Source organism: Arthrobacter sp. 05T45 (genome assembly GCF_056395875.1).
Map to the genome: position 1 here is coordinate 22,608 of NZ_JBFTKI010000011.1, position 22,251 is coordinate 44,858.

20 protein-coding genes are annotated in these 22,251 nt (G+C 69.0%); 15 read left to right on the plus strand and 5 right to left on the minus strand.

The features are described 5' to 3' along the window. From AC1DGD_RS12320 to AC1DGD_RS12335, 4 genes are read left to right on the plus strand one after another with little or no spacing between them, the layout of a single operon-like run. The gene (locus AC1DGD_RS12320; protein WP_476856968.1) at window positions 1-1,215 is read left to right on the plus strand and encodes a glycerate kinase; all 1,215 of its coding nucleotides are present in this window, start codon (window positions 1-3) and stop codon (window positions 1,213-1,215) included. Continuing rightward, window positions 1,208-2,551 carry an allantoinase AllB gene (gene allB, locus AC1DGD_RS12325; protein WP_476856969.1) on the plus strand — a complete coding sequence of 448 codons (1,344 nt, stop codon included), beginning with the start codon at window positions 1,208-1,210 and terminating at the stop codon, window positions 2,549-2,551. Before AC1DGD_RS12320 ends, allB begins: the two co-directional genes overlap by 8 nt. Before the next feature lie 11 nt (window positions 2,552-2,562). After that, on the plus strand, window positions 2,563-3,213 hold the full coding sequence (locus AC1DGD_RS12330) for a winged helix-turn-helix domain-containing protein (protein WP_476856970.1): 651 nt from the start codon (window positions 2,563-2,565) through the stop codon (window positions 3,211-3,213). A 44-nt stretch (window positions 3,214-3,257) separates the two neighbouring features. Next, window positions 3,258-3,755, plus strand: a complete 498-nt coding sequence (locus AC1DGD_RS12335) for a peroxiredoxin (RefSeq protein ID WP_230007850.1) — start codon at window positions 3,258-3,260, stop codon at window positions 3,753-3,755. A 51-nt stretch (window positions 3,756-3,806) separates the two neighbouring features. Here AC1DGD_RS12335 and AC1DGD_RS12340 read toward each other — a convergent pair whose 3' ends face one another. Next, entirely contained in the window at window positions 3,807-4,793 is a 987-nt protein-coding gene (locus tag AC1DGD_RS12340; RefSeq protein WP_476856971.1) for a serine hydrolase, read from the minus strand. A 172-nt stretch (window positions 4,794-4,965) separates the two neighbouring features. On the opposite strand from AC1DGD_RS12340, the gene bcp reads away from it, so the two are divergent. Together bcp and AC1DGD_RS12350 are read left to right on the plus strand one after the other, a co-directional pair. Further along, entirely contained in the window at window positions 4,966-5,445 is a 480-nt protein-coding gene (gene bcp / locus AC1DGD_RS12345; protein ID WP_223913421.1) for a thioredoxin-dependent thiol peroxidase, read from the plus strand. 200 nt (window positions 5,446-5,645) lie between these two features. Further along, a complete protein-coding gene (locus AC1DGD_RS12350) occupies window positions 5,646-6,596 on the plus strand; it encodes a hypothetical protein (protein WP_476856972.1) in 951 nt (316 codons plus the stop codon). 126 nt (window positions 6,597-6,722) lie between these two features. Here the strand turns inward: AC1DGD_RS12350 and AC1DGD_RS12355 are convergent, their stop codons facing one another. Beyond that, window positions 6,723-7,571 carry a class I SAM-dependent methyltransferase gene (locus AC1DGD_RS12355; protein ID WP_476856973.1) on the minus strand — a complete coding sequence of 283 codons (849 nt, stop codon included), beginning with the start codon at window positions 7,569-7,571 and terminating at the stop codon, window positions 6,723-6,725. Window positions 7,572-7,660: 89 nt separating this feature from the next. Here AC1DGD_RS12355 and AC1DGD_RS12360 point away from each other — a divergent pair, with 89 nt between their 5' ends. The 3 genes from AC1DGD_RS12360 (at window position 7,661) to purM (ending at window position 10,951) form a co-directional block, all read left to right on the plus strand. Then, window positions 7,661-8,044, plus strand: a complete 384-nt coding sequence (locus AC1DGD_RS12360; protein WP_476856974.1) for a hypothetical protein — start codon at window positions 7,661-7,663, stop codon at window positions 8,042-8,044. A gap of 64 nt (window positions 8,045-8,108) precedes the next feature. After that, entirely contained in the window at window positions 8,109-9,785 is a 1,677-nt protein-coding gene (gene purF, locus AC1DGD_RS12365; protein WP_476856975.1) for an amidophosphoribosyltransferase, read from the plus strand. Further along, on the plus strand, window positions 9,782-10,951 hold the full coding sequence (gene purM / locus AC1DGD_RS12370) for a phosphoribosylformylglycinamidine cyclo-ligase (RefSeq protein ID WP_476856976.1): 1,170 nt from the start codon (window positions 9,782-9,784) through the stop codon (window positions 10,949-10,951). The genes purF and purM overlap by 4 nt, the downstream gene beginning before the upstream one ends. Window positions 10,952-11,093: 142 nt before the next feature. Here the strand turns inward: purM and AC1DGD_RS12375 are convergent, their stop codons facing one another. Next, complete coding sequence (locus AC1DGD_RS12375; protein ID WP_476856977.1) at window positions 11,094-11,876, minus strand: VOC family protein; 783 nt, start codon at window positions 11,874-11,876, stop codon at window positions 11,094-11,096. A gap of 263 nt (window positions 11,877-12,139) precedes the next feature. Beyond that, window positions 12,140-12,373, minus strand: a complete 234-nt coding sequence (locus AC1DGD_RS12380) for a DUF3073 domain-containing protein (RefSeq protein ID WP_018774150.1) — start codon at window positions 12,371-12,373, stop codon at window positions 12,140-12,142. 293 nt (window positions 12,374-12,666) lie between these two features. Here AC1DGD_RS12380 and AC1DGD_RS12385 point away from each other — a divergent pair, with 293 nt between their 5' ends. Continuing rightward, window positions 12,667-13,437: a septum formation family protein gene (locus tag AC1DGD_RS12385; protein WP_476856978.1), complete on the plus strand. Its 771-nt coding sequence runs from the start codon at window positions 12,667-12,669 to the stop codon at window positions 13,435-13,437. A gap of 16 nt (window positions 13,438-13,453) precedes the next feature. Here AC1DGD_RS12385 and clpB read toward each other — a convergent pair whose 3' ends face one another. Further along, the gene (clpB, locus tag AC1DGD_RS12390; RefSeq protein WP_476856979.1) at window positions 13,454-16,111 is read right to left on the minus strand and encodes an ATP-dependent chaperone ClpB; all 2,658 of its coding nucleotides are present in this window, start codon (window positions 16,109-16,111) and stop codon (window positions 13,454-13,456) included. 576 nt (window positions 16,112-16,687) lie between these two features. Here clpB and AC1DGD_RS12395 point away from each other — a divergent pair. The 5 genes from AC1DGD_RS12395 to AC1DGD_RS12415 all read left to right on the plus strand — a co-directional run bounded on the left by AC1DGD_RS12395 (window position 16,688) and on the right by AC1DGD_RS12415 (window position 22,133). Further along, window positions 16,688-17,746, plus strand: a complete 1,059-nt coding sequence (locus tag AC1DGD_RS12395) for a LacI family DNA-binding transcriptional regulator (protein ID WP_230008957.1) — start codon at window positions 16,688-16,690, stop codon at window positions 17,744-17,746. A gap of 167 nt (window positions 17,747-17,913) precedes the next feature. Continuing rightward, entirely contained in the window at window positions 17,914-19,233 is a 1,320-nt protein-coding gene (locus AC1DGD_RS12400) for an MFS transporter (RefSeq protein ID WP_476849780.1), read from the plus strand. A gap of 85 nt (window positions 19,234-19,318) precedes the next feature. Beyond that, window positions 19,319-20,083, plus strand: a complete 765-nt coding sequence (locus AC1DGD_RS12405) for an SDR family oxidoreductase (protein WP_476856980.1) — start codon at window positions 19,319-19,321, stop codon at window positions 20,081-20,083. Between the two features lie 90 nt (window positions 20,084-20,173). Next, on the plus strand, window positions 20,174-21,106 hold the full coding sequence (gene kce / locus AC1DGD_RS12410; RefSeq protein WP_028275471.1) for a 3,5-dioxohexanoate:acetyl-CoA acetone transferase: 933 nt from the start codon (window positions 20,174-20,176) through the stop codon (window positions 21,104-21,106). A 4-nt stretch (window positions 21,107-21,110) separates the two neighbouring features. Beyond that, the gene (locus AC1DGD_RS12415; protein WP_476856981.1) at window positions 21,111-22,133 is read left to right on the plus strand and encodes a glycerate kinase; all 1,023 of its coding nucleotides are present in this window, start codon (window positions 21,111-21,113) and stop codon (window positions 22,131-22,133) included. Window positions 22,134-22,251: the final 118 nt, after the last annotated feature.

Genomic DNA, 22,251 nt, shown 5'->3' on the forward strand with positions numbered 1-22,251 from the left:
ATGCGCGTCGTCATAGCGCCGGACAAGTTCAAGGGATCGCTCTCGGCCCCGGACGTCGCCCGGCACCTCGAAGCAGGGCTGCAGAGGGCTTGCGGTGGCAATCTGGAGGTACTGCGGATTCCCGTGGCCGACGGCGGCGAGGGCACCCTCGATGCCGCCGTCGGCTCCGGCTTCGCCCGCCGCAGCGCCGTCGTCAGCGGCCCCACCGGCGCGCCGATCCGGGCGGAGTTCGCGGTCCGCGGACGCGAGGCGGTCATTGAGATGGCCGCCGCGTCCGGCCTCGCCGTCCTGCCCGGCGGCAGGGGCGGCCGCCCTGATTCCGCCTCCGCCAATGGCGCCAGCAGCAAGGGAACCGGCGAACTGATCCGGGCCGCGCTCGACGCCGGGTGCCAGCAGATCATCCTGGGCGTCGGCGGCAGCGCCAACACCGACGGCGGCGCCGGGGTCCTGCAGGGACTCGGTGCCAAGCTCCTCGACGCCGACGGCAACGAACTTCCGCCCGGCGGTGCGGCCCTGGCCCGGCTGGACTGGATCGACTTCTCCGGCTTCGATTCCCGCCTGGACGGCGCACGCTTCGTACTCGCCAGCGACGTCGACAACCCGTTGCTTGGTGCCCAAGGCGCCGCTGCGATCTTCGGTCCGCAGAAGGGCGCCACCCCCGAGGACGTAGCAGCCCTCGACGCCGCCCTGGCCCGCTTTGTGGACGTGCTCTGCGCCGAAATCGGGCCCCGGGCGCGGAAGGCTGCGGACGCTCCGGGTGCCGGGGCTGCCGGCGGCGTGGGCTACGCAGCCATCGCGGTACTGGCCGCGACCCGCCGGCCCGGCATCGACGTCGTCCTCGAATTCACCGGGCTGGCCGAGCGGCTGGCCGGCGCGGATCTGGTGATCACCGGCGAAGGCAGCCTCGACGAACAGACCCTGCTGGGCAAGACTCCGGTGGGCGTTGCCCGGGCGGCGCGCCGCGCCAAGGTTCCGGTGGTCGCGGTGTGCGGCCGGTCCGTCCTGACCCCGGAGCAGATCAGCAGTTCCGGGTTCCTCGCAGTCCACGCTTTGACGGAGCTGGAAAGCAATGTAGACACATGTATAGCCGACGCCGCGGCGCTGCTGGAGCGCCTCGGACGGCAACTCGGCGAGCAATTGGCCAACGTGGCGCACTCCGCGCAGGGCGCCCGCGCCCTGGACAGTGCTCCGGGAAAGGAGACCCTCAGTGTCTGAAGAAACCTACGACGTCGTCTTCCGCGGGCAGCGGGTGCTGACCACCGCCGGCATCGCCGCCCGGGAAGTCGGCATCCGCGGCGGCGTGATTGTCGCGATCGAGCCGCTGGGCAACGGCCTCTCCGGCCGTGAAGTCATTGAACTCGCCGACGACGAGACCCTCCTGCCGGGCCTCGTGGACACCCACGTGCACGTCAATGAGCCCGGCCGGACCGAGTGGGAGGGATTCGCGTCCGCCACCCGGGCGGCAGCGGCCGGCGGCGTCACCACCATCATTGACATGCCGTTGAACAGCATCCCGCCCACCACTACCGTGGAGGCCCTGAAACTCAAGCGGGAGGTGGCCGGGGACCAGGTGTTCGTGGACGTCGGCTTCTGGGGCGGAGCCGTCCCGGGCAACAAGAACGAACTGCGGCCGCTGCACGACGAGGGCGTTTTCGGCTTCAAATGCTTCCTGCTGCACTCCGGCGTGGACGAGTTCCCGCACTTGGAAGCGGACGAAATGGAACAGGACATGGCCGAGCTCAAGTCCTTCGACTCGCTCATGATCGTCCACGCCGAGGACTCCCACGCGATCGACCACGCGCCCCACCCCGGCGGCGACCACTACTCCACGTTCCTGGCCTCCCGCCCGCGCGGGGCCGAGAACAAGGCCGTCGCCGAGGTCATCGAACGGGCCCGCTGGACCGGAGCCCGCGCCCACATCCTGCACCTTTCCTCCTCCGACGCGCTCCCCATGATCGCCACCGCCAAGCGCGACGGCGTTCGCCTCACCGTGGAAACGTGCCCGCACTACCTGACGCTGACGGCCGAGGAAATCCCGAACGGCGCCACAGCCTACAAGTGCTGCCCGCCGATCCGCGAAGCCTCCAACCGCGAACTGCTGTGGGCCGGCCTGCAGGACGGCACCATCGACTGCATCGTCTCGGACCACTCCCCGTCCACCCTGGACCTGAAGGACTTGGAAAACGGTGACTTCGCCGTGGCCTGGGGCGGCGTCTCCTCGCTGCAGTTGGGCCTGTCGCTGATCTGGACCGAGGCCCGGCACCGCGGTATCCCGCTCGAGCAGGTTCTCTCGTGGATGGCGGCAAAGCCGGCCCAACTCGCCGGCCTGGGCAATAAAGGCCAACTGGCGCCGGGATACGACGCCGACCTCGCCGTATTTGCCCCGGACGAGGTTTTCGTTGTGGATGTCTCCAAGCTCAAGCACAAGAACCCCATCACCCCGTATGACGGCAAGGCGCTTTCCGGCGTCGTCCGGCAGACCTACCTCCGCGGCACCCTGATCGACGGCCGGACCCCGGCCGGCAAGCTGATCCGCCGCGGCGGCGTGTGAGCCAGGCGGCCGTGGCCGGCACCCCGCCCGCCGTTCACGGACCGGCCCGGCATAACGGGCAGGCACGGCAGGCCGGCCTCACCGCGAAGGGACTGGCGGTCTGGGTCACGGTGCCGGACGACTCCGACATTGACCCGGTGTGCCTGGCCCGCGCGGCCGAACTCGTGCTCGGCCGCGCCCTCAGATGTGCCCCGGAGGCGGAAGTCCACTTTAGGCCCGCCGCCGGAGCCGCAACATCCGCCGTCGTCCGGTCCCCCGGAGACGACGGCACCCCGGCGGGAACAGCAGATCCCGCCGGGGACACCGGCGGGGCGGGCCTGGAGCCCGTCCCCGGCAGCATCAGCCGGCTCGCCGTCGACCTCGCGGCCGGAGACGCCAGGCTGGATGGAGAGCGGGTGCCCCTGACGGATCTGGAGTTCACGCTTCTGAGATGTCTCGTGCAGAACTGCTCCCGCACGGTAAGCCGGCAGGAGCTGCAGCTTTGCCTCGACGCGTTCGACACCCCGGGCGCGGCAACCCGGTCCATCGACGTGTACGTCGGCCGGTTGCGCCGGAAACTCAAGGGCTGCCGGCACGCCGTCGTCACCGTCCGCAGCGGCGGCTACCGCTTCGTCCCCGGTCCGCGGGCGACGGTCCGCGGACCAGCGGAATACAGCATCTGAGCTCCGCTGCCACAACCATCCCGACCCTCGATCGAAGGAACTGCATGCAATCCACCGTCACCACCAAGCTGCACGCCATCACTAAGCTGCACAGCGAAGATCCAGCACCCGGGTTCACGCTGCCAGATGCTGCGGGCCGCCGGATCTCCCTGGCCGATTATCGCGGCAAAAGCGTCATCATCTACTTCTACCCCCGCGCAGCCACTCCCGGGTGCACCACCGAGGCTTGCGACTTCCGAGACAGCCTCGCTGCCCTCCACTGCGCAGGCTTCGAGGTCCTTGGCATCTCACCCGACGCCCGGGAGGCCCTGTCCGCCTTTGCCGCGGAGCATGCGCTCACGTTCCCCCTGCTCGCGGACGAAGACCACGCTGTGGCCCTCGCGTACGGCGCCTGGGGCGAGAAGCTGATGGACGGCGAGGTCCGCGAAGGCACGGTCCGGTCCACCGTGGTTGTCGGTCCCGATGGCAACGTGGTCTTGGCGCAATACCACGTCAGTCCGCAGGGCCACGTGCGGGCGCTGCGGGAGGAGCTTGGCATCTAGGGGCTCGGACGCCATGCGGGCGGACCCGGACATGCGCGGGCTGGAAACGGCCTAGAAGAGGGCGCCCGCCACCGCCTGCGTCAGCTGATGGATCACTTCAGTGCGTTCCGGGACGTCGCTCAGGTCCTGGCCCTTGGTGTAGATGACCAGCGCGTATGCGGTGCCGTCCCGGGCGAGGATGCCGGCGTCGTGCAGCTCACCGCCCAGGAGCCCGTACTTGTGGAAGACCGTGATCCCTTCCGGAACGGCGGCGGGAATGAGCGTTTCGTAGTTGGTGTCCTGCATATAGGACAACAGCTCGGCGGTGTCCCCGGCGTTCAGGAGCGTCCCGGAGTAGACCCCCGCCAGGATCGTCGCCATTTCCGCCGGTGTCAGCGTGTTGATTTCCGGGTCATAGCTCACGCCCAGCGATGCCGCGTACTCCGTCAGCTCCTCGTGGCCCACGGCATCCATGATCAGCGACCACGAGTCGTTGTCGCTCTGCTGGATCATCTCCCGGAGCTGGAAGCCGGCGGTGTAGCTCCCTAAAGGGTCATCGAGGCTGGCCGCCCCGGTTTCGACCAGGTGGTAGTAAGCCGCCGCGGCCAGCACTTTGGCGGTGCTCGCCGCCACGAACTCCTCCCGGACCCCGTATTCGTGGACGTCCGCGGCGCCGGGGTCCTGGGCGAGGTCGACCAGCGCCACGCCGATCTGGAACTGGCTGTTGGCATCGAGAATGGCCTTGATGCGCGCATCCAGGGCCTCCTCCACCGTTCCCGGCGCCGGTCCGGATGCCTGGGCCGCCGCATCGGGGCTGGCCGACGGCGACGCGCTGGCCTCCGCCGTCGGCGCGGCAGACGGCGTGGCAGACGCCGTCGTGGGATTCACCGCCGTCGAACGGGCTTCCGCGGAGGAATAGATGCCCGCGGCCAGCACGACCGCCAGCGCTGCGGCACCGGCCGCCAGGGCCATGGCCCGGACCCGGCCAGGCGTCGGCTGCCGTCCCGTGGCCGTGCGCCGGGATCCGAATCGTCGCTGCCGTGGAGTCTGCTGTTCCATAATGGCTCCAAGCTAGCCACGGCAGCTATGCCCGAGCTATGAAATAGCTGTCAGGCCGGCGGGTCCCCCAGGCCTGACCGGACGGGTCCCGGGCAGGCCCAGGCGGCGGAATACAGCCTCGATCCACGATGTTGTGCATCACAGACCCGTTGTCCACCCCCGAAGGATCATCATGAGCGCAAACATGACCGTCAAGCTTCAGCCGGGCACCCCGGCCCCGGATTTCACCCTGCCTGACGCCGAAGGCAAGCCGGTTGCCCTGGCCGACTACCGCGGCAAGAACGTCATTGTGTACTTCTACCCGCAGGCGGCAACCCCCGGCTGCACCACCGAGGCGTGCGATTTCCGCGACAACCTCGCGTCCCTGCAGGGCTCCGGCTACGAGGTCCTGGGCATCTCCCCCGATGCCCCCGATGCCCTGGCCCATTTCACCGGCGACTTCGCCCTGACCTTCCCGCTCCTGGCCGACGAGGACCACGCCGTGGCCCTCGCCTACGGCGCGTGGGGCGAGAAGCTGGTCCACGGCGAGGTCACGGAGGGCATCGTCCGCTCCACCGTGGTGCTGGACCCCGAGGGCAAGGTCAAACTGGCGCAGTACCAGGTCAAGGCCCAGGGCCACGTGGCGTCGCTGAAGGAAGCACTGGGCGTCTAACGCTGCACCGCTCCCGCGGCGTTCCCGCGGCGTTCTCGCGGCGGATTCGGACCACCGCGGCGGAATCGGACAGATGCAGCACGGATCCGCGGCGCGCGGTTCCCATAGCTGCGCGCCGGTCCGAAGCCGCAGCGGAGTAGTTTTCCACATCCGCCCCGCAGGTGGTTGTCCGGCCCCGCAGCGCGGGCCACCATCGGGGCATGGACCTACCCCGACTGATTCTCAGCAGCGACCTCGCGCGCCTCGGCCAGGACGCGCGGGGCCTTGCACGGCAGGCGAAAGCCGGGCAGCTCCGGCGCATCAGGCAGGGAGTGTACGTCCGGGAACAGGAGTGGGAGGCGCTGCCGCCGTGGGACAGGAATCGGGTCCTCATCCGGGCGGCTGCTTCCACATTGCGGAGCCGGACCGTCTTCTGCCGCCAGTCCTCCGCTGTGCTGTGGGACATGCCGGTTCTGGGCCACAGCCATCTGGTGCATGCCTGCACGTCCGACGGCGGCGGCGGGCGCTCGCGCGCCGGGGTCCGCCGGCATCTGGTCGATTTGGGCTCGGTGCAGATCGAGAAACGTCACGGGCTCCTGGTCACAGACCGTGTCCGGACAGCACTGGACCTGGCCGCCTTCGAATCGTTTGAGCAGGGCGTCGCCGTATTCGACCATGTCCTGGGGCCGCGGCCTGGCAACCTGGCACCGCTCAGCCGCGGGGAACTCGACGCCGGCATCGGCGGCAACTACACGGCAGCAGCGGCCCGGCGGATCCGGACCGCCCTGCAGTTTGCTGATCCTGCGTCCGGCTCCCCTGGAGAATCGGTGAGCCGCGCCCTGATGCATCGGCTCGGCTTCCGGGTCCCCCTTCTTCAGGTCGAAATTCGTGATGCCCGGGGGCTAGTGACGTTCACTGACTTTGACTGGCCCGATGATCAGCTTTGCGGAGAGTTCGACGGCCTCGTGAAGTACCGCAAGGCGGAGTATCTCCAGGGCCGGACGCCAGCAGAGGCCCTCACCGACGAGAAACGCCGGGAGGACCGGATTCGTGCCACCGGCCGCCGGGTGATCCGTTGGACATGGTCGGAGCTGGCCAATCCCGGATCATTCTCCGCATTCCTTGCGGACGCCGGCGTTCCCCGGCAGCCGCTCCCAGCCTGTGGGCGCTGATCCCGCCACGTTCCCGGGAATTCGCTACGAAATCGGACCCGTGCAGCGCGGATCCCCGGCGCGCCCGTCCGAAACCGCAGCCCCTGTCCGAAAACGCCGCGAAAACGGGCCCGGGACGCCAGCCGGCTACACCTTGGTCCCCGCCACCACGGTGGCGGTGGACCGGAGCCGGATCGCGCCGTCGTGCTCGTAGCGGCCCAGCAGAGCGAACACATCCGAGCGGATCAGGGCCCGCGACTCCGCGTCCGCCTTGGCCAGGCCCATCGCCACGGTGGTCGCGATGTCGGTCATGAACTCCCAGTAGCTCTCCGGGGATTCGTGCACCAGGTCGGTGCTGACCTGGTGCTCGGCCACCTCGGCCAGCCCGGCCTCCTTGAACATGCGGGTCATGAAACCGGCTGGTGCGCAGCGGAACAGCCCGGGAGTCTCGGCGGGCGGAATGGGCAGTTCCCGGTGCCGGGCAATTGTGCCCAGGATCAGGCTGGCCCAGGGGTTTGCGGCCGCGCGTCCCCAGACGACGGCGCCCACCCGGGCGCCCGGCCTCGCGGTGCGCGCCATCTCTGCCATGGCCGCGGACATCACCGGGAAGAACATCAAACCGAAGTGGCTGTACACGGCGTCGAACGTGTTGTTGCGGAACGGCAGGGCGGCCGAATCGCACACTTGAAAGTCCAGGTTGTTCAGGCGCCGGGCCAATGCCTTCTCTTCGGCCACCCGAAGCATTCCGGCCGAAATGTCAGTCAGGACCACACGGCCTTCCGGCACCTGGGCGGCCACGTTAAGGCCGGGCTCCCCCGTGCCTGCCGCGACGTCCAGCACCACTGAGTCGGGGCGGAGCCGGAGCTCCTGGCGGAGGGCGTCGCCAAACGGGGCCTGCCAGCCGAGCAGTTCCGCGTCCCATTTCTTCCAGCCCGCCGAGAACTCATCCCAGAGCAAGCGCTGCTCCTCACGAACACTGTCGGCTGAGGCTAACATGGCGGATCCTTAGCTCGTCTGTACCTAGCCCTAGTCTGCTCTGGGATGCGGTCCGCGGCAATGTGTCGAAGGGCAGTAGGCTTAACGGCATGTCTCCCCACGAAACCCCCGGCACAGCAGGCAACGACCCCCAGCGGGAACCGGCACAGGGCAACGTTCAGGGCGGCGTTCCGGAGCGCCGCGAGGTCACCGTCCGCCGGGCCCCGAAATATGTGCCCTTCCTGATCCTGGGCGGGCTCCTGGGCGTGGCCGTCGCGGCCATCATCGCCTTCGCCCTGCCCGGTGACCCGAGCTTCGACCGTTCCTCGGTCTTCGGCTTCTTCATGGTCCTCTGCGCGGCCGGCGGCGTCATCGTGGGTGCCGCGATCGCCCTGGTCCTGGACCGGCGGAGCGTCCGCCGCGCCGAGCACGCCGTCGTCGAATCCGCACCGGACGCCGACGACGACGAGGGCCGCGACGGGAACCTCCGCTGAAGGGCGTCAGGTCATAAACCGGCCGCCGGAAAAGTCTTAGCGCACATCGTGAGATAATCGACCAGTGGCACGCGGCGATGGAAAACTTTCTCATGATCTTCTCCCAGGCGAAAAAGGCCCTCAGGACGCATGCGGCGTCTTTGGGGTCTGGGCACCCGGTGAAGAAGTAGCAAAACTCACCTACTACGGGCTGTATGCACTGCAGCACCGCGGTCAGGAGTCGGCTGGCATAGCAACCAGCGACGGCAAGCGGATCAACGTCTACAAGGACATGGGCCTCGTTTCCCAGGTCTTCGACGAGACCACGCTGAACACCCTGACCGGGCACCTGGCCGTCGGCCACTGCCGCTATTCCACTACCGGTGCGAGCCACTGGGCCAACGCCCAGCCCACCCTGGGCGCGACGTCCACGGGCACCGTGGCCCTGGCCCACAACGGCAACCTGACCAACACGGCCGAGCTCAAGGCGATGATCGAGGACCGCAACGGCGGAAACCTCAGCGGCGAGATGAAGCAGGGCAACACGTCCGACACCGCGCTGGTGACCGCGCTCCTGGAGGGCGAAGAGGGCAAGTCCCTGGAGCAGACGGCCATGGAGCTGCTTCCCAAGATCAAGGGCGGCTTCTGCTTCGTCTTCATGGATGAGGGCACCCTCTACGCGGCCCGCGACACCTACGGGATCCGCCCGCTGTGCCTGGGCCGGCTTGAACGCGGCTGGGTGGTTGCCTCCGAGCAGTCCGCCCTCGCCACCGTCGGCGCCAGTTTCATCCGCGAAATCGAACCCGGCGAATTCATCGCGATCGACGAGGACGGCGTCCGCTCGCAGCGCTTCGCCGAGGCGACGCCGGCCGGCTGCGTTTTCGAATACGTCTACCTCGCCCGCCCGGACGCCTCCATTGCGGGCCGCTCGGTGTACGAATCCCGCGTCGAAATGGGCCGCCAGCTGGCCCGCGAAAACACCCAGGAAGCGGACATCGTCATTCCCGTGCCCGAATCCGGCACCCCCGCGGCGGTGGGCTACGCCGAAGAATCCGGCATCCCCTTCGCGCACGGCTTCGTCAAGAACTCCTACGTGGGCCGCACGTTCATCCAGCCCTCGCAGACGCTGCGCCAGCTCGGCATCCGGCTCAAGCTCAACGCCCTCGAATCCGTGATCCGCGGCAAGCGTGTCGTCGTGGTGGACGACTCGATCGTCCGCGGCAACACCCAGCGCGCCATCGTGCGGATGCTCCGGGAGGCGGGCGCCGCAAGCGTCCACATCAAGATTTCCTCCCCGCCGGTCAAGTGGCCCTGCTTCTACGGCATCGACTTCGCCTCCCGGGCGGAACTGATCGCCAACGGCGCCACCATCGACGAGATCACCCAGGCCATCGGCGCCGACTCGCTCGCCTACATTTCCGAAGACGGCATGATCGACGCCACCCGCCAGCCGCGCGAGCGTCTCTGCACCGCCTGCTTCACCGGCAAGTACCCGATTGAGCTGCCCGGCGCTGACAAGCTCGGCAAGAACCTGCTCGAGCGCACCGACCTCGGCGGCCTCCCAACCGCCGCCGGCGCGGCTGATTCCGCCGCGGCGCCCTCCGGTGCCGCCTCCGACGCCGAACCCGGCACCTCCATCGCCGACGATCCGGCCGAGAAGGCCGGCGCCACCGGCTGCGATCCGGGGCCGGACTCCGAATTCGAAGAACTGCTCACCGATGCCGACCGCGTCACCACAGCCGACAAGAAAGAGCCAGTATGACTTCCGCCTCCCCGGCCGCTGACATGAACGCCGCCCAGAACGCCGGCATCACCTACGCCTCCGCCGGCGTCGACGTCGAAGCGGGAGACCGCGCCGTCGAACTCATGAAGGACGCCGTCAAGGCCACCCACAACGCCTCGGTGATAGGCGGCGTCGGCGGGTTCGCTGGCCTCTACGACGTCTCCCGGCTGCTTACCTACAGGCGCCCGCTGCTGGCCACCTCCACCGACGGCGTCGGCACCAAAGTGGCAATCGCTCAGGCCATGGACATCCACGACACCATCGGCTACGACCTCGTCGGCATGGTGGTGGACGACATCGTCGTCGTGGGCGCCGAGCCGCTGTACATGACCGACTACATCGCCTGCGGCAAGGTGGTCCCGGAGCGCATCGCCGACATCGTCCGCGGCATCGCGGCCGCCTGCTCGGTCGCCGGCACCGCCCTGGTGGGCGGCGAAACCGCCGAACACCCCGGCCTGCTCGGGGAACACGAGTACGACGTCGCCGGTGCCGCCACCGGCGTTGTCGAGGCCGACCAGCTGCTCGGCCCGGACCGCGTCCGCGCCGGCGACGTGGTGATCGGCATGGCCTCCTCCGGCCTGCACTCCAACGGCTACTCACTGGTCCGCCGCGTCATCAACCACGCCGGCTGGGCCCTGGACCGCCAGGTCTCCGAGCTAGGCCGCACCCTGGGCGAGGAGCTCCTCGAGCCCACCCGCGTCTACGCCGCGGACTGCCTGGACCTCGCCCGCACCTTCCCGGTGAACGGCTCCGCGGGCGGCAAGGCCGTCCACGGCTTCAGCCACGTGACCGGCGGCGGCCTCGCAGCCAACCTCGCCCGCGTCCTCCCGCAGGGCCTGCTGGCCACCGTCGACCGCTCCACCTGGGAGCTCCCGGCCATCTTCAAGCTGGTTTCCGAGCTCGGCAACGTCCCGCTGGCCGACCTCGAGCGCACCCTGAACCTGGGCGTGGGCATGGTCGCCATTGTTTCGCCGGAAGCGGCCGACGCCGCCGTGAACCGGCTCAACGACCGCGGCCTGCCGTCCTGGATCATGGGCACCGTCGAGCAGAACTCGGATGCGGCCCTCAAGACCGGCCCGGATTACGTCCAGGGCGCCAAGGGCGTCGACGGCGGCGCCGTCCGGCTGGTCAACGCCTACGCCTAAACGGGCCCGACCCACGTCGAGTGCTCCCCAGCCGTTTTGAGGTCTCAAAACGGCAGCCGGTCCCACGCCGGCAGGGTTCCCTGGCCGAGCTTGCGAGGCGAGGGAGCCGGTGGGAAGCACTCGATCCGATCAAGCCGCGGTCCTAAACCTCCAGCAGGCTGAAGACGCCGCCCTGCGGATCCTTGAGGGTGGCGATGGTGCCGGCTTCCTCGATCTCATCCGGTTCGATCAGCACGACGCCGCCCGCGGCCACCGCAGCCTGCACCGCCACTGCGACGTTGGAGACGCCGAAGTAGACCTGCCACCCCGGCTCGAGGGTGTCCTGCGCGTCGCCGGGAACCCGGGCGATGCCGGCCACCTCGGCACCGCCCACCATGAGCGTGGTGTAGGTGCCGCCGTCGTCCTGGGGGTATTCGGTGACGTCGTGCCCGAAGAGCTGCTGGAAGAAGCCGACGGCGGCCTGCGGTTCCGGCGTGAGCAGTTCAGCCCAGGCCAAGGTGCCCGCCTCCTGGCTCCGGCCAGCTCCGATGTGGCTGCCGGCCTGCCAGGCCCCGGTGGTTCCGCCGCCGGGCGGGGCGAAGAAGACCATGACGCCGGTGTCACCGATCTCCTCGGGGCCGAATTCAAGGTGCCCGGGGGAATGCGCCAGTTCGGCGGCCAGGTCCCGGGCGTCGTCGACCGCGAAATACACGTTCCACCGGCCCGGTTCGGCCGCGGCTTCCTGCCGGGCGTTCTGCGGAGCGAGCACGGTAACCAGGTCGTCGCCCAGGAAGGCTTTCGCGTAGCTGCGTCCGTCGGGAGTGGGCAGGTCTTCGTACCGCCAGCCGAAAACCTCCGTGTAAAAGACCTTCGCTGTCTCCACGTCGGGGGTCTGGAGGTCTGTCCAGCAGAGCTCGCCCTCGGCGAATCCTTTGCGCATGGTCATGGCAGTCCTTCCGGGGCATCGGTGTGGCGTCCGGGAAAATCCGGCACGAACAACGTAGCCCGGTGCCCCGCTGGTGACAACAGCGCCGGCTCATCCGCGGCGCAGCGCGGGCCAGCCGGCCGGCCCGGATACGGAAGGCTGCGGGCACAAGAAAGGCCGCCGGCCACGCCTGTTACAGGTGTGGCCGGCGGCCCGAAAATCTTTGGCTGGCACCGCGGTGCCAGATGGATCCCCCGGAGAGAACTGCCGGAAGGAAACGTCGACTAACCTATGCGACGGGAATCAACCTCGTCGTCGTCGTCTTCCACATCGTCCGCGTACTTATCCACATACGCTGAATAATCCGGTTCAACCGGGTCATCCGCGAAGTGGCTCGTGGCACGACTTCCCGGGCCCGTGAGCTCGCGCTGGAGGGCCGAATAGTCAGTGTTCGGGGAGTAGTACTTGATGTCCCGAGCCTGCTTGGTAGCTTTTGCCTTTTGACGGCCGCGCCCCATGGCGTGACCCCCTTTTGTACTTGGACCGGAGGTGGTCACCTTTTGGCGATAGGTGAGGCCCCGGAATGTTTGGTCAATTTGTCGTACACCTAGATTACATGCTTTCGGCGCCAACTGCTCGCCGGCCCGCCCCCTGTGGACAGTGTGGCGCCTCCCGCAACGGTGGCCGGAGCCACCGGCGCATGCGCGGTGCCGCGCATCTTCGATAGAGTTTCGTGATGTGCGCCCAGAAAAGGGCCGCTACGCCGGGCTTCCAGCCCCGGCAAAGACGCACGGAAGTGGTGAATTTCTCAGTGACCGAAGAGAATCCAAGGAACGACGCCGGGGCCATCCCGCCGCCGCCCTCGAGGCCGCCGACGTCCGCCCTGCCCGTCATTACAGCCGACCGTGCGCGGCCCACGAATCCTGCGGCGGCACCCGCAGCGGCGAAACCCGCGCGCCCGGCCCTTGCCGGCACCGCGTTCGCCGGCGCCAGGAAAGCGCTCTCACGCACCAAGAAGGCTCTCTCACGGCGGGCACGCCCCCTGGTCCGCCGGATCCGCCGGCAGGGGCCAAAGCGGCTCGGCGCGGCCGCGGCCGTCCTGGTGGTGCTTGCGCTTCTGGTCTGGTGGGCTGTGGCCGCATTTGCCGGCAGCGGCCAGGCCTCCGCGGAAAACGACAGCCCGGCCCCCGCCGCTTCGTCGGCGTCCGCCCCCGCCAGCCGCGGGGCGTTGCCGCTGGAGGGCGTCAGCCCCCTGGACTTCCAGCTGCGGGACTGCTTCAAGGACTTCGACCCGGATGCGCAACAGTCCACCGTCGTGGATTGCGCCACCGGCCACTCGGCGCAGCTGGTCGCCGTGGAAAAATACGGGCCAGATGACTCGTACCCCGGCCGGGACCAGCTCAAGCAGAAGGCACGCGATGCCTGCAAGGCGGCTCCGCTCACGGCAAAGGCCGGCGACTACGACCTGAGCTACAAGCTGGCCTACCCGAGCCCGCGCAGCTGGGAGATGGGCGACCGGCGGGTCGACTGCTACGCCGCGACGAACGGCGGAAACGTCATCAAGGAGTCCCTGCTGCCCTAGGCTTGCCCGGCGGCGCCTACTCCTTGCGCCGGACCGAGAGCCCGGTGCCCGTGGCCGCGCCGCCGCTGGTCAGCTCCCCGTCCCCCAGCCCGCCCATGGTGAGTTCCATCAGGTCCGGCGCGGTGTCCACCAGGACGGTGTCGCCGTCGGCGATTTCGCCGGCCAGGATGGCCTTTGCCAGCCGGTCGCCGATCTCGCGCTGCACCAGGCGGCGCAGCGGCCGCGCGCCGTACGCGGGATCGAAGCCGGATACGGCCAGCCAGGCGCGGGCACCCTCGGTAACTTCGAGGTTCAGCCGGCGGCCCTTGAGCCGCTCGCCCAGCTCCTTGACCTGCAGTTCCACGATCCGGGAGAGCTCCTCCACGCTCAGCGGATCGAACAGCACCACTTCATCGAGCCGGTTGAGGAACTCCGGCTTGAAAGAAGCGTTCACCGTGGCCATGACGGCGTTCTTCTTGGCCGCCGCGTCGAGGTTGGGGTCCACGAGGAACTGGCTGCCCAGGTTCGAGGTGAGCACCAAGATCACGTTGCGGAAGTCCACGGTGCGGCCCTGCCCGTCGGTGAGCCGGCCGTCGTCGAGCACCTGCAGGAGGATGTCGAAGACCTCCGGGTGGGCCTTTTCCACTTCGTCGAGCAGCAGCACGGAGTACGGGCGCCGCCGCACGGCCTCGGTAAGCTGGCCGCCCTCCTCGTAGCCGACGTACCCGGGGGGCGCCCCGACGAGCCGGGCCACGGAGTGCTTCTCCGAATATTCGGACATGTCGATCCGCACCATCGCGCGCTCGTCGTCGAAGAGGAAGTCCGCGAGGGACTTGGCGAGTTCGGTCTTGCCGACGCCGGTGGGGCCGAGGAACAGGAACGAGCCGGTGGGCCGGTTGGGGTCGCTGATCCCGGCGCGGGCGCGGCGCACGGCGTCGGAGACCGCGGCGACGGCCTGCTTCTGGCCGATCAGCCGCTCGCCCAGCACGTGCTCCATGTTCAGCAGCTTCTGGCTCTCGCCCTGGAGCATGCGCCCCGCGGGGATGCCGGTCCAGGCCGAAATCACCTCGGCGATGTCGTCGGCGGTAACCTGGTCGGCCACCATCTGCCCGGACTTGTCCGGCACGGCCGCCTCGGCCTCGGCGGCGGCGTTCAGTTCCCGTTCCAGGGCGGGGATCTCGCCGTAGAGGATCCTGGACGCGGTCTCCAGGTCCCCCTCGCGCTGGGCCTTGTCCGCGGCGGAGCGGAGCTCGTCAAGCTTGGCCCGCAGGTCGCCCACCCGGTTCAGGCCCGCCTTCTCGGCTTCCCACCGGGCGTTCAGGCCCGCGAGTTCCTCCTTCTTGTCCGCCATGTCCGCCCGCAGGGCCGCGAGCCGTTCCACCGAGGCGGGATCGGTCTCGCCGGCCAGGGCCAGTTCCTCCATGGTCAGGCGGTCTACCTGGCGGCGCAGCTGGTCGATCTCCTCCGGGGCCGAATCGATTTCCATGCGCAGCCGGGACGCGGCCTCGTCCACGAGGTCGATCGCCTTGTCCGGCAGCTGCCGGCCGGAGATGTACCGGTTGGAGAGCGTCGCGGCCGCTACGAGGGCGGAGTCGGAGATGGAGACCTTGTGGTGGGCCTCGTAGCGTTCCTTGAGGCCGCGCAGAATGCCGATGGTGTCCTCCACACTGGGCTCGCCCACGTAGACCTGCTGGAACCGGCGCTCCAGGGCGGGGTCCTTTTCGATGTTCTCGCGGTACTCGTCCAGCGTGGTCGCACCGATGAGGCGCAACTCGCCGCGGGCCAGCATGGGCTTGAGCATGTTGCCGGCATCCATCGAGCTGTCCCCGGTGGCGCCGGCACCCACCACCGTGTGGAGCTCGTCAATGAACGTGACGATCTGCCCCTCAGAGTTCTTGATTTCCTCCAGGACAGCCTTGAGCCGCTCCTCGAATTCGCCGCGGTATTTCGCCCCGGCCACCATCGAGGCGAGGTCCAGGGCGATCAGCGTCTTGCCGCGCAGGCTTTCGGGCACGTCGCCTTCCACGATCCGCTGGGCGAGCCCCTCGACGACGGCGGTCTTGCCGACGCCGGGCTCGCCGATGATGACGGGGTTGTTCTTGGTGCGGCGGCTCAGGACCTGGATGATCCGCCGGATCTCGGCATCGCGGCCAATCACAGGGTCCAGCTTGCCCGAGCGGGCGACCGCAGTGAGGTCCGTGCCGTACTTCTCCAGCGCCTGGAACGAGTTCTCTGGGTCCGCGTTGTCCACTTTGCGGTCGCCGCGGACGCCCGGGAGGGCGGCCAGCAGTGCCTCGTGGGAGGCGCCGGCCTCGCGCAGGAGCTTCCCGACGCCGTCGCTCCCGGCGGCAAGGCCCAGCAGCAGGTGTTCGGTGGAAACAAAGGCGTCCCCGAGCCGCTCGGCCTCGTTCTGGGCATTCTTGATTGCCTGCAGCCCTGCCCGGGACAACTGCGCCTGCTGCACGCTGCTCCCGGAGGTCGACGGAAGGGCCTTGATGGCGGTGCTCGCCTGGACACTGACGGCGTCCGGGTCGGCGCCGGTGGCGCGGAGCAGCGCTACGGCGACGCCCTCCCGCTGGTCCATGAGGGCCTTGAGCAAGTGAGCGGGCTCGAGCTGCGGGTTGCCCGCGGTCGAGGCGTTCATGGCGGCCGCAGCGAGGGCCTCCTGGCTCTTGGTGGTGAATTTGGCGTCCAACGAGGGCTCCTTCCGGAATGGTTCTGATATCAAAGTTGAGTCTACATCGCTCAACTTTGATAAGAGGGGGGCTGGCTCCATGTTTGCCGACAGCGAAACGCCTGTCTAGGGCCGACCGCCCGCGGCCACCGTGCGCCCCGCGGCCGCGCACCCCTGCCGCGCACCCCCGCCGCGCACCACTGCCGCGGGACATGCCCTCCCCTGGGCACCCCCGCCGCTGGACATGCCCTCCCCTGGGCACCCCGCCCGCCGTGGGACATGCCCTCCCCCGCGCCCGAAGAGTGGACATAGTGCCACCATGCCCAGCACCCGGGCCCACGGCTGGACATGTCCCCCGGCCCGGGCACAAACAATGGACATGTCCCCCCGGCCCGGGCACAAACAATGGACATGTCCCCCCGGCCCGGGCACGAACAATGGGCATGTCCCCTCGGCCCGGGCGCGAACAATGAGCATGTCCGGCAGCAGTCGGTCTGCACGGCCCGCGTGAATGACTTAACGTTGCTTAACGATCGGCGGGCTCCTTACTGTAACTGGGGTCACAGCAAAACGAACCGACGCGAAGGAGGGCCGGACATGCACGAACACGCCGTAAGCGCCACCGTCGACGGCCCCGTACCGCCGGTTTCGGCCGCTGCCGTGGCCCGCGCCGCAGGGGTTTCCTCGGCTGCGGTTTCCTACGTCCTCAACGGCAAGGGCGGCGTCTCGCCCGAGACCCGGCGCCACATCATCCACGTGGCGAACGAGCTCGGCTTCAGGCCCCGTAAGCCGTCGCAGTCAACCGACCCGCAGCGGACCCGGGTAATCGGGCTGATCCTGCCGAACATCATCAATCCGATGTTTCCGCGCTGGGCGCAGGGCGTCATTACGGCCGCGGCGGAGTCCGGCTACGAAGTGTTCGTCGCCACCACCCAGGACGATCCGGAGGTGCTCGCCCAGGTCACCTCGACGCTCGCGCACCGCAACGTCGATGGCATCATCCTGGCCGCCTCGCTCCGGGACGACGCCACCGCGCTCCGCACCCTGAGGGCGGCCCGCATCCCCTACGTGTGCCTGTCCCGCCGGGCGGACTTCCTCGACTCGGATTTCGTCGGGATCGACGACGACGCCGCAGCCACCACGCTGATGCAGCACATGCTCAGCCACGGCTTCACCGAAATCGCCACCGTGATCGGCCCCCGGTTCTCAACGGCCTCCCTGGCCCGCGAACAGGCGTTTGTCCGCACAGCCGCCGCGGCGGGCATCACGATCAGCGGCGACCGGAAGATCAGCACCAGGGTGAACAACGAGGGCGGCCGGCTGGCGGCGGAGCGGCTCTTCTCGGCCGGAACGCCGCCGCAGGCCGTGGTCTGCGGCAGCGACGAGCTTGCCATCGGCGTCATGGAATACGCGTTGTCGCGCGGCCTGCGCATCCCGGACGACGTCGCCGTCGCCGGCTGTGACGGGCTGCCGCACAGCCGCTCCGGGCTGATCAACCTGACCAGCATTGTCCAACCGCAGCAGGAAATGGCCAACGAGGCGTTCGCCATGCTGCTCAAACGCATCGATTCCCCGTCCGCCACCTATACCTCGAAAGTGTGCCGGCACCGCCTGCACGTCGGGCGGACGTGCGGCTGCACGCCTCCTGACAGCTGAGGCCGCGCTACACGCGGGCCGGCCCGTCCGCGGCCAGCCCTACCCATTCCCGCGACCCTGACGAACCACGCGCCGCGCGCACTGCCGCGGCCGTCTGCCTCCCGTTTGCCCTTTCCGCATGCCCGCTCTGACCACCTATCCCGCCCACGAGCCAAGGACCCCGACCCATGTCAGTTGTATCCGCAACAAAGAAGATGCGCACGCCACAGGAAATCAACGGCGTGATCTTACGCCGCGTCATGCCGCTGCTGATCGGCGCCTACATCATGGCCTTCCTGGACCGCACCAACATCGGTATGGCCAAGGACCGGCTGGAGATCGACCTCGGCATCTCGGCCACCGCGTACGGCATCGGCGCCGGGCTGTTCTTCCTGACCTACGCCTTGTCCGAAATCCCGTCCAACCTGATCATGCACAAGGTCGGCGCCCGGTTCTGGATCATGCGGATCATGATCACCTGGGGCATCATCTCCGCCGGCATGGCCTTCGTCCAGGGCGAATGGTCCTTCTACATCATGCGGATGCTGCTCGGCGTGGCCGAGGCCGGACTCTTCCCGGGCGTCATGTACTTCCTGACGCAGTGGTTCGTGGTCAAGGACCGCGCCAAGGCCAACGGAATGTTCCTGCTCGGCGTCTCCATCGCCAACATTGTCGGGGCCCCGCTGGGCGGGCTGCTGCTGACCTTTGATGGGCTCGGCGGCCTGCACGGCTGGCAGTGGATGTTCCTCGTCGAAGGACTCCCGGCCTGCGTCCTCGCCTACGTCGTCTGGAAGAAGCTCCCGGACCGCCCCAGCATGGCGACGTTCCTCACCGCCGAGGAAGCCGCCGATCTCGAGGCCCGCATCGCCGCCGAGGAGACCGCCGGCGCCGCGGCCTCCGGCAACCACCTGCTCCGCGATGTCCTGAAGGACAAGCAGATCCTCCTCGTTGTCGGCGTCTACTTCACCCACCAGATCGCCGTCTACGCCCTGTCCTACTTCCTGCCCTCCATCATCGGCACGTACGGCAAGCTCAGCCCGCTGCAGATCGGCCTGCTGACGGCCATCCCGTGGATCTTCTCCGCGGCGGGCGCCCTGCTGGTCCCCCGCTTCGCCACCGACGGCCGCCGCTCCCGGATGCTGGTCACCGGCACCATGACCGGCATCGTCGCCGGCTTCGCCCTCGGCGCCGTCGGCGGGCCGCTGCTGGGCATGATCGGCTTCTGCCTCGCCGCCTTCAATTTCTTCGCCCTGCAGCCGATTCTCTTCACCTACCCGGCCACCCGGCTCAGCGGCGCCGCCCTCGCCGGCGGCATCGCCTTCGTCAACACCATCGGCCTCTGCGGCGGCTTCCTTGGCCCCTACGTCATGGGCTTCATGCAGGACGCCACCGGCTCCAAGCTCTCCGGCCTGTGGTTCATCGTGGGCATGTGCGTCATCGGCGCGCTGCTGTCCCTGCTGCTCAAGCGCGGCACGGAGAAGCCCGCGATTGTTCCGGCCGCCCACTGACGCACTGCTCCCACCGCCCGTTCCGGATGCGCCCCGCCGCGCGTTCGGAGCGGGTCCGCAAGCCATCTCACTGCAAGGACTACTCATGGATTTCACCGCCAAGCGCATTCTCGTCACCGCCGGAGCGAACGGCATCGGCCTGGCCATCGCCAGCAAGTTCCGGGAACTCGGCGCCACCGTCTTCGTCACCGACATCGACCCCGACGCCGTCGACAAGGCCCGCGTCAACGGGCTCCTCGCCGCGGTCAGCGACGTCTCGGACGAGGGCCAGGTCCGCGAACTCATGGACACCGTCCGGGACGAAATGGGCGGCCTCGACGTCCTCGTCAACAACGCCGGCATCGCCGGTCCCACCGGGCCCCTGGAATCCCTCGACGCCGCGGCGTGGAAGGCAACCTTCGACGTCAACATCCATGGCCAGTTCTTCTGCATCAAGCATGCCCTGCCCCTGCTGCGCGAGGGCAGCGGCGCCTCTATCGTGAACCTGTCCTCGGCCGCCGGGCGGCTGGGCATGGCCGGCCGCAGCGCCTATTCGGCGTCGAAGTGGGCCGTCGTCGGGCTGACCAAAACCCTCGCGATCGAACTTGGCCCGGACGGCATCCGCGTCAACGCCATCTGCCCCGGCGCCGTCAACGGCCCACGCATCGACTCCGTGATCGCCGCCAAAGCCCGGATGCTCGAGCTGCCGGCGGACGAGGTGTCCGCGCTGTACCACAACCAGTCCTCGCTGGGCCGGCTGATCGAGGCCGAGGACATCGCCAACATGGCCGCCTTCGTGGCCAGCGACATGGCCCGCAACGTCAACGGCCAGGCACTCGCCGTGGACGGCAACACCGAAAAGCTCTACTGACCTGAACTGAACTGCCTGGGGAGCCGGTCCGCCCCAGGCCGCCGCCCGCCCCGCACCCACGCTGCCCCGCCCCACCAAGGAGACATTCCCATGGCTGCTGCCCGCAAGGTCATCATCACCAGCGCCGTCACCGGCGCCATCCACACCCCGTCCATGTCCCCGCACCTGCCCGTCTCCCCCGACGAGATCGCCGACGCCGCGATCGGCGCCGCCGAGGCAGGCGCCGCTATTGTGCACATGCACGCCCGCGACCCCAGGGACGGCCGCCCCTCCCAGGACCCCGAGCACTTCGCCCCGATCCTGGACAAGCTCAAGCGCAACACCGACGCCGTCATCAACATCACCACGGGCGGCTCGCCGCACATGAGCGTCGAGGAGCGGATGCAGCCGGCGGCGCTGTTCAAGCCGGAGCTTGCCTCACTCAACATGGGCTCGATGAACTTCGGGCTGTACCCGATGCTGGACCGCTTCACCGAGTTCGGCCACGACTGGGAGCGCGAGGGGCTCGAAAAGAGCCGCGACCTCGTCTTCAAGAACACCTTCCAGGACATCGAGACCATCCTGGGCATCGGCAACCAGAACGGCACCCGCTTCGAGTTCGAGTGCTACGACATCTCGCACCTGAACAACCTCGCGCACTTCCACGGCCGCGGGCTGGCCAGGGGACCGCTGTTCGTCCAGTCGGTCTTCGGCCTGCTCGGCGGCATCGGCGCGCACCCCGAGGACCTCATGCACATGCGCCGCACGGCGGACCGCCTGCTCGGCGAGGACTACGAGTGGTCCATCCTGGGCGCCGGCAGGAACCAGATGCCGCTCGCCACGATCGGCGCCGCCATGGGCTCCCACGTCCGGGTGGGCCTGGAGGATTCCCTGTGGATCGGTCCCGGCCAGCTCGCCGCGTCCAACGCCGAACAGGTCACCCGGATCCGCACCATCCTGGAAGCCCTCAACTTTGAGGTCGCCACCCCCGACGAGGCGCGGCAGATGCTACAGCTCAAGGGCCGGGAAAACGTAGGGTTCTGAGCCGATGAGCATCCTGGTGGCCCCGGACAGTTTCAAGGGCACCTTCACCGCTTCCGAGGTGGCCGGGCACATCGCGGCCGGCATCCGCACGGCCGGCGCGGCGGCCCGCGAGCTGCCCGTGGCCGACGGCGGCGAGGGCACCACCGAGGCCCTCGCCCGCGGTCTGGACGCCCGGCCCGTCCTTGTCACCACGGTCGGGCCGTGGGGCGAACCCGTCGAGGCGGCGGTCGGGCTCACCGCCGACGGGACCGCCGTCGTCGAACTGGCCGTCGCGAGCGGCCTCAACCTGCCTTCCGCCGGCGGCCGGGACCCGCTGACGGCGAGCACGTACGGCACCGGCGTCCTGATCGCGGAGGCCGCCCGGCACGGCGCACGCCGCATCGTGGTGGCGGCAGGGGGCTCGGCCACCACCGACGGCGGGGCCGGCGCCATCGCCGCGATCGAGGAACGCGGCGGGCTCCGCGGTGCCGAGCTGGTGATCCTGAGTGATGTCACGACGCGTTTTTCCGACGCCGCACGCGTTTTCGGGCCGCAGAAGGGAGCCGGGCCGGCCGCGGTTGAGCTGCTGACGCACAGACTCGAACTGCTCGCGGCGGAGATCGCCCGGGACTACGGCCGCGATCCCCGTCTGGTGGACCGGACCGGCGCGGCGGGTGGCTTCTCCGGCGGAATGTGGGCCCGTTACGGCGCCCGCCTGGTCTCAGGGGCGGACTATGTCCTGGATCTGCTGGGCTTCGACGCGCAACTGGCCGCCAGCAGCGCGGTGGTGGTCGGCGAGGGCCGGCTGGATTCCCAGACCGGCCAGGGGAAGATCATCGGTGCCATCCTGGCCCGTGCCGGCACCACGCCGGTGTACGCGGTGGTGGGATCGGTGGATCCGGACCTTGGCGACTACGCAGACAGCTTTGCCCGCATCATCGTGGCCGGAGATCCGGCAGCCATGCAGGCGGCGGGGGCGGAACTGGCCCGCGCGGCTTCGGCGGCTTCCCCTGCTGCTGGCGCTGCTCCTGCTCCTGCTTACCCGTGAGTCCGCGGGACATGTCCTCCTTGGCCCGCGCCAGTGGACATACTCCCTTTGTGCCCATCCCCGGACCTGAAGGCTGGACATGTCCTCCGCTGCCGGATGTGACCAAGGGACATGTCCT